This window comes from Moraxella sp. CTOTU48841 (genome assembly GCF_032061225.1).
Classification (GTDB): Bacteria; Pseudomonadota; Gammaproteobacteria; order Pseudomonadales; family Moraxellaceae; genus Faucicola; species Faucicola cinerea.
Map to the genome: position 1 here is coordinate 45,629 of NZ_DAMBFQ010000011.1, position 15,193 is coordinate 60,821.

General features: G+C 42.4%; 11 protein-coding genes. 7 read left to right on the forward strand and 4 right to left on the reverse strand.

Annotated elements, in window-relative coordinates; all coding sequences use genetic code 11:
• Window positions 1-277 precede the first annotated feature (277 nt).
• Window positions 278-2,758 carry an endopeptidase La gene (gene lon, locus RT034_RS09690; RefSeq protein WP_313016216.1) on the forward strand — a complete coding sequence of 827 codons (2,481 nt, stop codon included), beginning with the start codon at window positions 278-280 and terminating at the stop codon, window positions 2,756-2,758.
• A gap of 101 nt (window positions 2,759-2,859) precedes the next feature.
• Here lon and RT034_RS09695 read toward each other — a convergent pair whose 3' ends face one another.
• The gene (locus tag RT034_RS09695; protein ID WP_313016218.1) at window positions 2,860-3,408 is read right to left on the reverse strand and encodes a ferritin; all 549 of its coding nucleotides are present in this window, start codon (window positions 3,406-3,408) and stop codon (window positions 2,860-2,862) included.
• A 292-nt stretch (window positions 3,409-3,700) separates the two neighbouring features.
• The gene (locus RT034_RS09700; RefSeq protein ID WP_313016220.1) at window positions 3,701-4,987 is read right to left on the reverse strand and encodes an MFS transporter; all 1,287 of its coding nucleotides are present in this window, start codon (window positions 4,985-4,987) and stop codon (window positions 3,701-3,703) included.
• A gap of 377 nt (window positions 4,988-5,364) precedes the next feature.
• Between RT034_RS09700 and hisC the strand changes: the two genes are divergently transcribed.
• Both hisC and RT034_RS09710 read left to right on the forward strand, forming a co-directional pair.
• Window positions 5,365-6,489 carry a histidinol-phosphate transaminase gene (gene hisC / locus RT034_RS09705; RefSeq protein WP_313016222.1) on the forward strand — a complete coding sequence of 375 codons (1,125 nt, stop codon included), beginning with the start codon at window positions 5,365-5,367 and terminating at the stop codon, window positions 6,487-6,489.
• A gap of 5 nt (window positions 6,490-6,494) precedes the next feature.
• Window positions 6,495-6,746, forward strand: a complete 252-nt coding sequence (locus RT034_RS09710; protein ID WP_313016224.1) for a hypothetical protein — start codon at window positions 6,495-6,497, stop codon at window positions 6,744-6,746.
• 2 nt (window positions 6,747-6,748) lie between these two features.
• Here the strand turns inward: RT034_RS09710 and RT034_RS09715 are convergent, their stop codons facing one another.
• Both RT034_RS09715 and RT034_RS09720 read right to left on the reverse strand, forming a co-directional pair.
• Window positions 6,749-8,233, reverse strand: a complete 1,485-nt coding sequence (locus RT034_RS09715; RefSeq protein ID WP_313016226.1) for an anthranilate synthase component I family protein — start codon at window positions 8,231-8,233, stop codon at window positions 6,749-6,751.
• Window positions 8,234-8,338: 105 nt separating this feature from the next.
• The gene (locus tag RT034_RS09720) at window positions 8,339-9,565 is read right to left on the reverse strand and encodes a beta-ketoacyl synthase N-terminal-like domain-containing protein (RefSeq protein ID WP_313016228.1); all 1,227 of its coding nucleotides are present in this window, start codon (window positions 9,563-9,565) and stop codon (window positions 8,339-8,341) included.
• A gap of 315 nt (window positions 9,566-9,880) precedes the next feature.
• Between RT034_RS09720 and RT034_RS09725 the strand changes: the two genes are divergently transcribed.
• The 4 genes from RT034_RS09725 (at window position 9,881) to fusA (ending at window position 14,963) form a co-directional block, all read left to right on the forward strand.
• Window positions 9,881-10,798 carry an EcsC family protein gene (locus RT034_RS09725; protein ID WP_313016230.1) on the forward strand — a complete coding sequence of 306 codons (918 nt, stop codon included), beginning with the start codon at window positions 9,881-9,883 and terminating at the stop codon, window positions 10,796-10,798.
• Between the two features lie 763 nt (window positions 10,799-11,561).
• Complete coding sequence (rpsL, locus tag RT034_RS09730; protein ID WP_007116468.1) at window positions 11,562-11,936, forward strand: 30S ribosomal protein S12; 375 nt, start codon at window positions 11,562-11,564, stop codon at window positions 11,934-11,936.
• 133 nt (window positions 11,937-12,069) lie between these two features.
• Window positions 12,070-12,543, forward strand: a complete 474-nt coding sequence (rpsG, locus tag RT034_RS09735) for a 30S ribosomal protein S7 (protein ID WP_007116467.1) — start codon at window positions 12,070-12,072, stop codon at window positions 12,541-12,543.
• 293 nt (window positions 12,544-12,836) lie between these two features.
• Window positions 12,837-14,963, forward strand: a complete 2,127-nt coding sequence (gene fusA / locus RT034_RS09740) for an elongation factor G (protein ID WP_313016234.1) — start codon at window positions 12,837-12,839, stop codon at window positions 14,961-14,963.
• Window positions 14,964-15,193: the final 230 nt, after the last annotated feature.

Sequence of the window (15,193 nt, forward strand, 5' to 3'; positions counted from 1 at the left end):
ACACGCATAAATTAGAGATGTATAAACTAGCCTAAAAAAATTAGCTAAGGATAAATCAATATCAAAGTGACATTAGGCTAAGTGCACGATTGCGGTGGTTATTTTTAGCACTTGTTTACCATTTTATCGCCTTTGGCTGGTCGTTTTTTCCCCCTTTGTGTGACCAGCCTTGCAATTTTTTGCATTGACGCCATTTATATTTTTAAGTCTATCAGCAAGCCATCATTTGCTCACAAATGGTTAGTTGCTTGTTGTGTTATTTAAGGGGACATAGTATATGCAAGATGATGTTTTAATGACAAATCCAGAATCATCTGAGTCGCAAGAATTCACTACGCTACCATTGTTAGCTTTACGTGATGTTGTGGTGTATCCACAAATGCAAATTGCTTTATTTGTGGGTCGTGCACCCTCGGTCAAAGCAGTCGAGCTTGCGCAGAATGAATTTGACAATAAAGTATTGGTAGTGGCACAAAAAGATTCACTATCTGAAGACATTGATGCCAGTAATCTATTTGAATATGGTACGGTGTGCCGTGTCGTCAATACCATGCCACACGAAAATGACGAAAATTGCATCAAAGTGCTGATTGAAGGTCTGTACCGTGCCAAATTGGTCGACATTCAAGACACCGATGAAGAAGAAGCGGTATTGCTTGCTGATTTTGAAAAAGCGCCTATCACCGTGGATATGACGGCTAAAACGCAAAAATCGCACAAAGAAGCGTTAGTTGCTTTGTTTAGCAAATATGCCGAAAATCGCCTACGTAACTCACGCGAGTTGATTCGTGTGGCTGAGCGCATCACGCAACTTGAAGAGTTGGTATATTTCATTGCGACGCGTGTCTCACTCAATTTATCGATTAAACAAAACTTTTTGGAAGTCGATGATTTGACTGCGCATATCAAAGAGTTGTCAGACTATTTGATTCAGCAAAGTGCCGAGCACAATATCGAGCAAGAATTACAAGAAGCGGTCCGTCGCCAAATGGAAAACAACCAGCGCGAGTATTTCTTAAATGAGAAAATGAAAGCGATAAAATCTGAGCTTTCTGACCTTCATGAAGAACGCGGTGAGAATTATGAAGATGACGATATTGCTGAGCTAGAAAAACGTTTAGCGGAAGCCGATTTGCCAGAAGCGGTGCGTAAAAAAGCAGAAAATGAGTTTCGTAAACTCAAAACCATGCCTGCTGCCTCTTCTGAGTCATCGGTCGTGCGCAACTATGTCGAGTGGATTTTAGACACCCCTTGGAACAAAACCAGTGATGTCTCAATCGACCTTAATAAAGCCCATGACGTCCTTGACACTGACCATTATGGTTTACAAGATGTGAAAGATCGTATCTTGGAGTTCTTGGCAGTGCAATCTCGCGTGGATACCTTAAAAGGTCCGATTCTCTGCTTAGTAGGTCCGCCTGGGGTGGGTAAAACATCCTTAGGTGAATCCATTGCCCGTGCGACAGGTCGTGAGTTTATCCGTATGGCATTGGGTGGTGTACGAGATGAAGCTGAAATCCGTGGACACCGACGTACCTATATTGGTGCTATGCCAGGTAAAATCGTACAATCACTTTCAAAAGTGGGCGTAAAAAATCCGCTATTCTTACTCGATGAAATCGATAAAATGGCGCAAGATTTTCGTGGTGACCCTGCTTCAGCGCTGCTTGAAGTGTTAGACCCATCGCAGAATCATAGCTTTAACGATCACTACTTGGATATGGATTTAGACTTATCACAAGTGATGTTTATCTGTACCGCCAATAGTATGGATATCCCGCCTGCGCTACTTGACCGTATGGAAGTGATTCGTCTTCCAGGTTATACCGAAGATGAGAAAATCAGTATCGCCGATAAATACTTAGTACCAAAAGCGATTCAACAAAATGGCTTAAGTGATACTGAGATTGATATTACCGATGAGGCACTCAAAGCGATTGTACAGCGTTATACCCGTGAAGCAGGTGTGCGTAACCTTGAACGTGAAATCAACAAAATCGCCCGCAAAGTGGTGAAACAAAACGTTGAATCATCGGGCAAAGACAAAGCGGAAGATAAACCCGCGGCACACAAATTAACGGTCGATAGTTCGAACGTCGCTGATTACTTGGGTGTATACCAATTCGATTATGGCTTGGCGGAGCAGGAACCTGAGGTCGGCCGTGTCACAGGTTTGGCTTGGACACAAGTCGGTGGTGAGCTGTTGACCATTGAAGCGGTTGCGGTGCAAGGTAAAGGTGAACTAAGCTTTACCGGCTCATTGGGCGATGTGATGAAAGAGTCGATTCGTGCTGCGATGACGGTGGTTCGTGCTCGTGCTGATAGCTTAGGCGTCAGCTACGATAAGCTCAAAGGCACAGATATCCACGTGCATATGCCAGAAGGTGCGACCCCCAAAGACGGTCCATCCGCCGGTATTGCGTTAACGCTTGCGTTAGCCTCTGCGATGACAGGTATTGCTATTCGCCCCGATATTGCTATGACGGGTGAAGTTACTTTGCGTGGCAAAGTATTACGTATCGGTGGCTTGAAAGAAAAACTGCTTGCAGCGCATCGTGGCGGTATCAAACACGTGTTGATTCCAAAATCCAATGAGCGTGATTTGATTGATATTCCTGACAATGTCAAACAGGGCTTAAGCATCCAGCCAGTAGAAACGATTGATGAAGTATTTAAAGCGGCGTTGGTCTCACAGCCAGTGGCGTTAAAACCCAATCAATTGCCCGTCGATGCCAGTGACGTTAGTTTAAAAAGCTAATTTACAAACCTAAGCTGACACTGAAGTAAAAACTGAAATTAAAAATAATGAAGTAAAAAAAAGCTGAGATTAATTCTCAGCTTTTTTTATGCCGGCAAAAATTATTCCACCGATTTTTCTCGCGGCAAATCACCTTCTTGGGAGGCTGATGCCATATCTTTATCCAACTCATAGAAGTTTTGGTTATCCGCTTTATCTTTTGATGCCAAAGCAAACTTATCACGTAGGTTATTGATTAATGCTTCTTCTTCGATTTGTTCTTTGACAAACCATTGTAAGAAATTAAACGTTGCCCAATCGCGCTCTGCCATGGCTTGGTCCACAAGTGCATAGATTTTTTTTGAATTTTCTAACTCATGTTGCCAAACATCTTCAATACAGGTTTCAAGACTGACAGGGTTGTCACGCGGTGCGGGAATTGCTTCAATTTTAGCTTCACCACCACGCTCATTGATATAAGCTAAAAATTTGAACATATGATTACGTTCTTCAGCAGAATGTTTGTAGAAAAAATCTGCAATGCCTGGGTAATTGTTCACTTCCGCCCAACTGCCTAGCGCAATATACGCCTGCGCTTGTGTGGCTTCTTCCATCATTTGCTTGTTTAGCGCTTGTTCCATTGTGTCTGAAATACGTTTATCGTTTGACATGTTATTTTCCTCTGATGATTTTTTTTGTGGCTAATTTTATAAGATGGCTAATCTTGACTAGACAACGTTATCGCCTGATTGGCTATCAAGATTGGCTATATAGTTGTTAAGGATAAAACAGAGCATTACCAACACTATTGCAGTTATTTAATTGCATTGGTAATGACGCTCACAGTATAGATAAAAAGCTGGCAATAAACAGGATTTTTTACTCAATTTAGCTGAAAGATACACAAGCCTTTAACATAAAATACGGGGGAAAACGCGCAAGGTTATGCTGAATTTTTCCTTACTATTCAATCGCTTTGTTTTGCGTTGCCAACCAACTAAACACACAATTAAGCGCCATTAAAATGGTTAAAAACCCCATCGATAGTGTCCAAGTATGACTCAAGTCTTTAAGCCACCCTGTCACAATCGGACCGGTTATCGCGATGCTATAACCCACGGTTTGTGCCATACCCGACAGTTCAGCGGCTTGTTGACTATCCTTTGATTTTAAGGTAAAAATCATCATACATAAGGTAAAAATTATCCCGCATCCAAAGCCTGATGCAATACTCCAAACCCATACCCAGCCTGGCAGGGGCAAAAACCCAAAGCCAAATACGCCTACCAAGTTTCCCACTGCGGCAAGCAACGCTAACGTGCGTAAATTCCACTGACTAGAGACCCATTTGGTCAACAGTAAAATCGAAGGAAAAGCGACCAATTGAAAGACCATGCCCACGTTGCCTGCTTGCGCTTTGCTCAGCCCTTTATCAATGAGTAACGACGGTAAAAAACTGGCGAGCGTATAATAAAGTAGTGATTGCAAACCCATAAACGCACTAATCCACCACGCCATCGGGATTTTCCAGACTGATTTTCGGCTTGGTTGTCCTGCTTCGGCAACCGCTTGGTTGATGATATTATCATCATGGGTGCTAATTTTTTGCCGTAACCGCAAATGGGCGACCATTAGCCAAGCCGCCACCGCTGCTACAGAGACCCAGCCCCATACCCCCAGTGCAAATTGCCAGTTGGACAAGCCGACAAGCCACATCGCAATGCCTGACGCAAAGCCGGCAAACACCGATAAAAACATCGAATAGCTTCCCATCACAAGCCCAATGTGATTGGGAGTGTATTTTTTGATGACGGCCGGGATTAACACATTGCCGAGTGAAATTGCCAACGATAGCAGCACCGTGCCCGCTAGCAAAAACCCTAGTTGCGGATGCGCCACCCGCACAAAAATACCGATGGCAAGCAAACTGGTTGCCAAAATCATGGTGTTTTCCAAGCCAATACGCCGTGACAGCATAGGCGCAACAAACGAACTCGATGCAAATGCCATGACAGGAATCGTACCAATCAAACCAATGGTTTTGGTCGTTAATCCCAAGTCCTGCTGAACCAGCTTTGCCACCGCGCCAAACCCAATAATCGGCGCGCGCATATTGATAGCCAGTAGTAAAATGGCAATGACTACCGTGACAATTAATGCCTTGCTCGGGGCATTCGCTACCGGCATCTGAGACGCGTTAGCAGCAGGGTGAATATTTGACTCGCTCGATTGCGACGCTGAGAATTTCATACATTTTCCAAAGTTTTAACTAGGTAATCTATTAGCACGGGTGATTTAATAAGCTTATTTTCATGGGCTTAGTTTAACGGGCTTGATTTAAAAGGTTATCTTTTAACACATTCACCAAGCCAGCGCACGGTTTATTCACATAACGGCTAAAAATTCACTGTCTATCCGTCTTGCTCAACCGTTGAGCCCAAATTTTATGATATCAGTGGGCTGCGGTAGATAAATTTTTAACCAATTTATGCTACTATGTATTGTTTGTGCCAGTTTTTGGCGCATTGGTTTGGTAACTTGATTTGGTAAATTGACTTAGCAAATTGACTTAGCAAATTGACTGGCCACATTGATTTAACACATTGATTATCTTGTAAGGATTTGTCATGGTGGATACGCTTACTTCAAACGCAGATGCAACGCCCGAAATCAACACTCGACTGTGGAGCACCTTGATTCGCAACCTAACGCCCTACACACCGGGTGAACAGCCCAAACATGACAATCTGTGTAAGCTTAATACCAATGAAAACCCTTTTCCACCCTCCCCCAAAGTCGCTGAAGCCATCGCACAAGTTTTGCTCAATCAAGCCGATCATTTAAAGCGTTACCCTGCCCCAGAATCGGATGAACTACGTGCGGTGATGGCACAAGTTTATGAGGTAGCCCCCAATCAAATTTTTGTCGGTAATGGTTCTGATGAAGTTTTGGCGCATATTTTTGCTTGTTTTTTTGTCAAAGACCGTTCGGTATTAACCCCTGATATTGGTTACAGTTTTTATCCTGTGTATGCCGATACTTTCCACGTGGATTTGGTGACCATTGCGCTCAAAGCCGATTTTAGCATTGATGTCGATGACTATCGCCGCCCTTGCAGTGGCATTATTATTGCCAATCCCAATGCGCCAACTGGGGTACTTTTGCCGCTGGCGGATATCGAAAAACTCCTACAAGAACATCGCAATGCGGTCATTGTGATTGATGAAGCGTATATTGATTTTGCAGACACACCCAATGCCTCTGCGGTCAGTTTGATTGATAAATATGATAACTTAGTAGTGACCCAAACCTTTTCAAAGTCTCGCTCATTAGCAGGGCTGCGTGTCGGCATGGCGTTTGCCAATCACTCCCTGATTGAAGCATTAAATCGGTATAAAAATAGTTTTAACAGCTATCCCCTAGACCGCCTTGCCCAAGCAGGCGCAGTTGCTAGCTTACAAGATAACGATTATTTTGCTGCCTGCAACCAAAAAGTCATCGCACTACGCCATGATGTCACTCAAGCTTTGACCCAATTAGGCTTTACTGTCTTGCCTTCACAAGCCAACTTTGTGTTTGCCAAACCACCTGCTTCAATGGGGGAAACCATACAGGTATTTGAGAAACTGCGGGCGCAAGGGGTGATTGTTCGTCATTTTAACAAACCAAAAATTAGCGATTATTTGCGTATTACCATCGGTACGGCAGAACAAAATCAGCGCTTACTAGATACCTTAACAAATTTGGTTTGACCGTCATGAGTGACCCTAGTATGCAGTTTTTTATCAAATGCCAAAATATCGAAACAGGCGAGGTGGTAACTTATCGCTTCGCTCATCAAGCACAGTTATTGGCATTTAGCCAGCAACTGGGTCGCAAAAAATTGGCGATTGTGGATACCCATATCGCCTTTTATGATATTAAGCCAGTGTTTAATCCCTTTGAGGACGAAAGCGCGCCCATCAGTGCAGCTGAACTCAATACCGCACTTGATGGCAGGTTGTTGTAACTTTACTGGTGCAATATTTTTAGTAAATTTCCTACTTTATCAAAACATTCTTGGTATTCTGCGTCACAGTTTGACGCAATCGTGATGCCGCCGCCTGCCCACAGAGTGACATTATTATCTGAAGCTTGTAGCGTCCGAATCAGCACATTCCATTGCCCTGTGCCATCAAAATTGAGATACCCCATCGTACCACAGTAAGCCCCGCGCGGTTTGGCTTCCAATTCATTGATGATTTCTACTGCGCGCTTTTTGGGTGTACCCGTGATTGACCCCGCGGGCAGACTTTCAAACAATACCGTCCAAGGGCTGATGTCATCTTTGAGGGTGGCGGTGATGGTACTCACCATATGGTGCACATTGCTAAAACTTTCGATATCAAACAGTTTTGGGACTTTTACCGTCCCAGTTTTAGCATATTTGCCCAAATCATTACGCAGCAAATCGACAATCATGACATTTTCGGCGATGTCTTTTTCGCTGCTGGCAAGTTCATTTTTATTGGCTTGGTCAGCGGCTACATTTTGTCCGCGTGGGCGCGTGCCTTTTATCGGTTTGGTAATAATGCAATTTTCGTCTTGGGCATTGTTGGCAAAGGTAAAAAACAATTCGGGCGAGCAGCTTAGTAACTCATAATCACCGAATGCTAGATATCCTGCAAACGGCGCCTGGGTGGACTGATGCAAGCTTGGCAGATAATCCACCAACTGCTGATTGGACAACTCACCTTGCCAGCACTGAGTAAGATTAATTTGGTAACAGTCCCCTGCTGTTAGGTAGTCTTGGACTTCGTTAAAAGCTTGGTTATAGGCAGATTTTTGCCATAGAGGTAACAAGCTAAGCGGCTTTGGTGTAGGAATCTTGGTGTACCTGACTAAATCATTCAGCCAGTTTTCGATATTGACGGCTTGCGTCATGGCTTCCTCAGTGGTGGTATGTAAATGCCACTTCTGGTGCTGATAGGTCAAATAAATATCATAATGTCCCAAAAATAGCTGCGGCTGATTGGGCGTTAAGTAACTGGCTTCCCCGTGAGTTGCACTTGCTTGCACGTGGTTTGCATTTGCTAAATGATGCGCTGATAAATCGTAGCTAATAAACCCCATTAAACCATCTTGGTAGCCCACATTAGCGGTATGTTGGATAACAGACTGCTTAGATGATAGTTGCTGATGTTGATAAGCCTGAAGCACAGCAGTTAATTCGCCAATATCAACACCCTTAGTTGCCCTATTAGTAGTGGCAGTATCAGCACCAGTGTTAATCACAGTATCACAGTACCCAAAATCATCGAATGAGCAATTTTGACGTTGCTTTTGGGTAAGCTGATTTTGAGAATGTATTTCAAAAATTGTTTTGGGCAATAAACCGATAACATTTTGACCTTCGTTATTGAGCCAAAGCGGATAGATTGCATGATCATTTGTCGTATTAAACTGTTGTAACAGGGTGATGAGTTGAGAGGGCGCAAGATGTTGTAAACTTGGCATTGGGTACATGCTTTACCTTTATGATTATATTTAGCGTCAAAAAAGCGACGACAATCGGGTAACTGTCATCGCCTATTTTTATCAATTATGACCGTCCATCAGTATTTATTCAACAAACTTTTTGATAATTAAACTGGCATTGGTACCACCAAAACCAAAGCTATTGGTCATAATCGTATTAAGATTTGCATCACGTTTCTCACGCACAATATCAAAATCTTTGGCTTTTTCATCCAAGTTTTCGATATTGATATTGGGCGCAATAAAGCCTTGATTGAGCATCAACAAACAATAAATCAATTCTTGCACCCCTACCGCACCCAAGCTATGACCTGTCATTGATTTGGTCGAGCTAATCGGTGGTAATTCACTTCCAAACACCTGGCGAATCGCTTCAAGCTCGGTGATATCCCCAATAGGGGTGCTAGTGCCATGAGTATTGATATAGTCAACGGAGTTTAAGCCTGCTTGTTTAAGCGCTTGTTTCATACAGTTGACCGCACCTACGCCACTGGGTGCTACCATATCCGCCCCATCAGAGCTTGCGCCATAGCCAACAATTTCTGCCAAAATAGTCGCGCCGCGTTGTTTAGCAGAGTCTAGGCTCTCAACCACGACCATACCACCACCGCCTGCAATCACAAAGCCGTCTCGATCTGCATCGTAAGGGCGACTGGCTTGTTGCGGCTTGTCATTGTACTGTGTGCTCATCGCGCCCATGCCATCAAACATACAAGATTGTGTCCAATCTTCTTGCTCGCCGCCCCCTGCAATCACGATGTCTTGCTTACCCAATTGAATCAGCTCCATGGCATGACCCACACAATGCGTTGAGGTCGCGCAAGCTGATGCAATAGAGTAGCTAACCCCGCCAATCTTTAACCCCGTTGCAACACTGGCTGATACCGTACTTGCCATGGTTTTTGGCACTGCCATGGCGCCGACACCGCGCAAGCCTTTTTCGCGCATTGCGTCGACCGCTGCCGCCACATCGGCACTCGATGCCCCACCCGAACCTGCTACCACGCCGATATTAGTGTTATGAGCAATATCTGTTAATGACAATCCTGCTTGCTCGATTGCTTGTAGCGCACTTAGATAGGCGTATAAACTGGCTTTTGACAAAAAGCGTTTAAGTTTGCGATCGATATGCGAAGTATCTAGGTTATCGTCATCAATACTACCTGAGACACAGGCTTTAAAGCCTTTTTCTTGATAAATCGGATTAAATACCAAGCCCGATTTGCCTTGCTGTAGCCATTCGCTGACTGTGGCTAAGTCATTACCAATACACGAGATAAGTCCTGCCCCTGTGATTACAACGCGCTGCATATACCATTCCTTTTGGTTTAATCAATTGATGATAAATATCACGCTATTGTACCCCTCTGAATTTCACCTGCCTAGTTTTTCCCCAAAAATGTTACAAAATATTTCTTACGCCACAGCTATTCATCACGGTTATGGTTAGTTATCTTGTCTTTACCAAAATTCGATATATGCGAAACACTCAAACAAATCGGCAAACGATATCATTGTGTAACGTCTCTTTACGCATTAAAGTTGAAAAGTGCGGTCACTTTCTTTACGCTGTTTTACTACAACAGTATTTTCCAATAAAAAAGCATAATATTAAGGATAACTCTCATGTCAGCCTCTACTTCTATTAGCCGCCGTGTCTTTGAAGCCCTAGGTCACAAATTAGCACAACTGAGCGCAAAAGATACCATACAAACCAAACCCCTAGCAGATATTGATTTTGACAGCCTTCAACAAGCCTTATCAAATGATAAAAATGCGTTTCATGAGCATATTCCCAAACTATCAAAAAAACTACTCGGTAAAACTCCATTTGGCAGCTATACCAAAATGGCCACCTCACTAATCCCCAAGGCAAGTTTTGATAAAGCAACGGATGCGGTTTTTTCCCAAGTCGGCAAACTGTCGCAAAATTGGGCGGATTTTGATTTGGCGCGTGATGCGCGTTTTAAAGACACTTTGGTTGCTAGTGAACGACAAGCCCTAGCCCGTAGTATTGGCGATCAAAACCGTGCTTTAGCCACGCTGGGTGGACTTAGTAACTTGGCAGGTTTACCCGGTATTTTGGTGGATACAATGTGGTTGTTGGCAGTGTGTTTGCGGACGATTTTTCAAATCAGTGCAATTTATGACCGTCCGTTGACGGGACAACAAGGTATCGCCATTGCTTATGAAATTTTAGCTAAAGTGGATCTCAATAAATTGCAAGAAAAGCAAACTTTGCTCGCAGGCTTGGGTATATTTGAAGCGATGACCGACCAGTCGATTGAAGAATATAGAGCGGCAGTACTTGCCGAAGAAGACAGCCAATCAGCGATGGGGATATTAACCAAACTAGAAGAACTATCGACGCAGTTTAATATTAACATTGAGCAATTTAATTTCGGTTTTTTACATAAAGTTATTCCACTCACTGCGGTGGGCTTGGGTACGGCTTACAATAATATTATTATCAATGAAGTTATTGAAATTGCGATGTCGGTATTTGCCCCCGCGCCAAAGTTGACCCATATGACTGAAGAATAATCTTGCGCTAATATAACAAGGTAAAAGCTAGCTATCTGGCTTTTGCCTTTTTTATTAGTTGTAGCTAGTGCTTACTAATTTAAGGCTAGTTACTATAGATCTCGTTAATTTAAGTCATGTAACACAAACTTTTACACAACCCGTTAGTAACGTCACATTTTTAGTTATCAATATCAACGTTATTCACCAAATCTAAAAAGACCGACTCGCTAAAATTTGACACAATAGATTTAACAACGGTTGACAAGTTTAATAACCACTAACAACCCCAATAAATAAAAGTAAAATGTCAGTACATCACGTTGTTAATTTAAAAAAAATTATAAAAAAAATAAGAAATTTAAAATTACAATTATTTAAAATCACCATCATTAAATTGAATTTTTTGGAATCATTGAATAATAACAATAAATAATAACTGAGCTAGAACCAATGCGTTGACTTTTAACCGATAAGTTTCTTAAGGTTTTTTAAGTTAGCGCATTGGTTCTTTTAGTTTTGGTCTTTTTTATTTTAGTCTTTTGTGATGTGATTCACAGTGTGTTTGATACCGGGTGTGCTTGATAAGCACGATGTTTGATAATTTGCCTTGCCCTACTTTTTCAAATTTTGATAGCAATTGCTATTTGTATTATCCATCTGCATCATCTAAGTAATTTTTTAGTTGATAAAACCAACAAAAATCTCTATAATACGCTGTCCTAAAAATAGCTTATTAGCGGTTTTTAGAGATTTTTTGACAACAAACGGGAGAGAGTGCCTTATGGCAACTACAAATCAATTAATTCGTAAAGGTCGCAATACCATTACTGAAAAATCAAAAGTGCCAGCTTTAAAAGCTTGCCCACAACGCCGTGGCGTGTGTACCCGTGTATACACTACCACACCAAAAAAACCAAACTCAGCGATGCGTAAAGTATGCCGTGTACGTTTGACGTCAGGTTTTGAAGTATCAAGCTACATCGGTGGTGAAGGTCACAACCTACAAGAGCACAGTGTTGTACTTATCCGTGGTGGTCGTGTAAAAGACTTACCAGGTGTTCGTTACCATACAGTTCGTGGCGCACTTGACTGTGCAGGCGTAAAAGATCGTAAACAAGGCCGCTCAAAATACGGTGCAAAACGTCCTAAAGCATAATTTTAGCCGTTTTTTACTCCATTTTTTAACATTGTTTGCATAGTTGATTATAGTTTTACAATACTATGCAGTAAGGCTGGTGAAAAGCAACCGCTTAGCTACCAGACTACCCTGAATACACAAGGAAATTATCATGCCTAGACGTCGTGTCATCGCTGCCCGTGAAATCCTACCAGATCCTAAGTTTGGTAGCAAAACACTTGCTAAATTCATTAACCATGTAATGGTTGACGGTAAAAAATCAGTTGCAGAATCAATCGTATACGGTGCATTAGACCGTGTTGTAGAAAAAAACTCGGGCGTTGATCCTGTCCAGTTTTTTGAAGATACGTTAGAAAGAGTTCGCCCAATGGTGGAAGTAAAAGCTCGCCGTGTGGGTGGTGCTACCTACCAAGTTCCTATGGAAGTACGTCCCTCCCGTCGTACTGCATTAGCAATGCGTTGGTTAGTTGATGCGGCTGCAAAACGTTCTGAAAAATCTATGGCTTTACGTTTAGCAGGTGAATTGCTAGACGCGGCTGATGGCAAAGGTAATGCACTGAAAAAACGTGACGAAGTTCACCGTATGGCTGACGCAAATAAAGCGTTCTCACACTATCGTTTCTAATTGATACTGATTGCTATCACCTAGGTAGCAATTAGCTTATAATAGATAGATGATATTGGGTGACTTGAAGTTTGCAAATTTAGCCCAATATTGCATATTGAAAAAGAAGCTTGTCATGCATTTGTCATGGCAAGCTCTTATCATACAGCACTTATGTCAAGAGTAAGGCTTTCTTTTATCTAGTTGGTTGTCGATCTTTCAATCAAACGTTAAAACTAATTATTATTCATTTTAAGACATAACTGTTTATTGATAATGGAATAATTTTAATCTTTAGTCCTTAGGAATTAACTATGGCACGTACAACACCCTTAAATCGCTACCGTAATATCGGTATCTCTGCACATATTGATGCGGGTAAAACGACAACAACTGAACGTATTTTGTTTTATACAGGTAAAAACCACAAGCTAGGTGAAGTGCATGAAGGTGCTGCAACCATGGACTGGATGGAACAAGAGCAAGAGCGTGGTATCACTATTACCTCAGCGGCAACGACTTGTTTTTGGTCTGGCATGGCGCATCAATTCCCAGAGCATCGCATTAACATCATTGACACCCCCGGTCACGTTGACTTCACCATTGAAGTAGAGCGTTCAATGCGTGTACTTGACGGTGCATGTATGGTTTACTGTGCAGTTGGTGGTGTACAGCCTCAGTCAGAAACAGTATGGCGTCAAGCGAACAAATATAAAGTACCGCGTCTTGCGTTCGTAAACAAAATGGACCGTACAGGTGCAAACTTCTTCCGCGTTGTTGACCAAGTAAAACAACGTCTTGGTGGTAACCCAGTACCTGTGGTTGTACCAATCGGTGCAGAAGATACCTTCGAAGGGGTTGTTGACCTTCTAGAGATGAAAGCCATCATTTGGGATGTCGCTTCTCAAGGTATGAAATTTGAATACGCAGAAATTCCTGCTGACTTAGCTGATACCGTCGATGAATGGCGCAGCAACATGGTTGAAGCAGCGGCTGAATCTTCAGAAGAGTTGATGGATAAATACTTAGAAGAAGGTGATTTATCACGTGAAGATATCGTAGCAGGTTTACGTGCGCGTACCCTAGCGGGCGAAATTCAACCAATGCTTTGTGGTACTGCGTTTAAAAACAAAGGCGTACAACGTATGCTTGACGCGGTTATCGAATTCTTACCAGCACCAAACGACGTTGACGCGATCAAAGGTGTGTTAGATGACAAAGCGGAAACTGAAGCGACGCGTGAATCATCTGATGATGCACCATTTGCTGGTCTTGCATTCAAAATCATGAATGACAAATACGTGGGTAACTTAACCTTCGTCCGTGTGTATTCAGGTGTTGCTAAACAAGGTGATTCTGTTTATAACCCAGTGAAAATGAAACGTGAGCGTATTGGTCGTATCGTTGAGATGCATGCCAACTCACAAAAAGAAGTAGAAGAAGTTCGCGCAGGTGATATCGTTGCATTTGTAGGTCTAAAAGATGTAACCACGGGTGATACCCTATGTGACGAAAACAATATTATTACCCTTGAGCGCATGGAATTCCCAGATCCTGTTATTTCATTGGCAGTGGAACCAAAAACCAAAGCTGACCAAGAAAAAATGTCAATCGCGCTTAACCGTTTGGCAAAAGAAGACCCTTCATTCCGTGTTCACACCGATGAAGAATCTGGTCAGACTATCATCAGCGGTATGGGTGAGCTGCACTTAGAAATTCTTGTTGACCGTATGAAACGTGAGTTTAGCGTTGAAGCCAACGTGGGTGCACCACAAGTAGCTTACCGTGAAACGATTCGTAACACTGTTGAGCAAGAAGGTAAATTCGTACGCCAAACTGGTGGTCGTGGTAAATTCGGTCATGTATGGTTACGTCTTGAGCCACTTGATACTGCTGATGGCAAAGAATATGAATTTGCTGAAGAAGTTGTTGGCGGTGTGGTACCAAAAGAGTACTTTGGTGCGGTAGACAAAGGTATTCAAGAACGTATGAAAAATGGTGTTCTTGCAGGTTACCCAGTCGTTGGTATTAAAGCAACATTGTATGATGGTTCATACCATGACGTTGACTCAGATGAGTTGTCGTTCAAAATGGCAGGTTCTATGGCATTCCGTAAAGGCTTTATGAATGCAAACCCTGTTCTACTTGAGCCAGTCATGAAAGTAGAAGTTGAAACACCGGAAGACTATATGGGTGATATCATGGGTGACTTAAATCGTCGCCGTGGTATGGTGCAAGGTATGGATGATATGTTTGGCGGTGTGAAACAAATCCGTGCTGAAGTACCACTAGCCGAGATGTTTGGTTATGCAACCCAATTACGTTCAATGTCTCAAGGTCGTGCAACCTACTCAATGGAGTTTGCAAAATACGCTGAGACACCACGTAACGTTGCTGATGAAATCATCAAAAAATTCACTCATAAAGATGATGACGAATAAATTTGATTAGCAATTTGATTGTTAAAACCAGTCAAATTCTTCAATCCTATTCGACACTGTTAAAATTATAAGTTAGCTAATTTGACCTGTTAAATTTAATGGGTCAAATTTTCATAACCTATAAGCGTTGATAATAAAGTAAATAACCTAATAGCATTAGGTTAATATTAACAAAAGAGGATTAAATTATGGCAAAGGCCAAGTTTGAACGTACTAAACCACACGTTAAC

Excerpts from the sequence above, each read along its gene's own strand:
- lon (WP_313016216.1), top strand. The coding sequence starts at position 278 with ATGCAAGATGATGTTTTAATGACAAATCCAGAATCATCTGAGTCGCAA.
- RT034_RS09695 (WP_313016218.1), bottom strand. The coding sequence starts at position 3,408 with ATGTCAAACGATAAACGTATTTCAGACACAATGGAACAAGCGCTAAAC.
- RT034_RS09700 (WP_313016220.1), bottom strand. The coding sequence starts at position 4,987 with ATGAAATTCTCAGCGTCGCAATCGAGCGAGTCAAATATTCACCCTGCT.
- hisC (WP_313016222.1), top strand. The coding sequence starts at position 5,365 with ATGGTGGATACGCTTACTTCAAACGCAGATGCAACGCCCGAAATCAAC.
- RT034_RS09710 (WP_313016224.1), top strand. The coding sequence starts at position 6,495 with ATGAGTGACCCTAGTATGCAGTTTTTTATCAAATGCCAAAATATCGAA.
- RT034_RS09715 (WP_313016226.1), bottom strand. The coding sequence starts at position 8,233 with ATGCCAAGTTTACAACATCTTGCGCCCTCTCAACTCATCACCCTGTTA.
- RT034_RS09720 (WP_313016228.1), bottom strand. The coding sequence starts at position 9,565 with ATGCAGCGCGTTGTAATCACAGGGGCAGGACTTATCTCGTGTATTGGT.
- RT034_RS09725 (WP_313016230.1), top strand. The coding sequence starts at position 9,881 with ATGTCAGCCTCTACTTCTATTAGCCGCCGTGTCTTTGAAGCCCTAGGT.
- rpsL (WP_007116468.1), top strand. The coding sequence starts at position 11,562 with ATGGCAACTACAAATCAATTAATTCGTAAAGGTCGCAATACCATTACT.
- rpsG (WP_007116467.1), top strand. The coding sequence starts at position 12,070 with ATGCCTAGACGTCGTGTCATCGCTGCCCGTGAAATCCTACCAGATCCT.
- fusA (WP_313016234.1), top strand. The coding sequence starts at position 12,837 with ATGGCACGTACAACACCCTTAAATCGCTACCGTAATATCGGTATCTCT.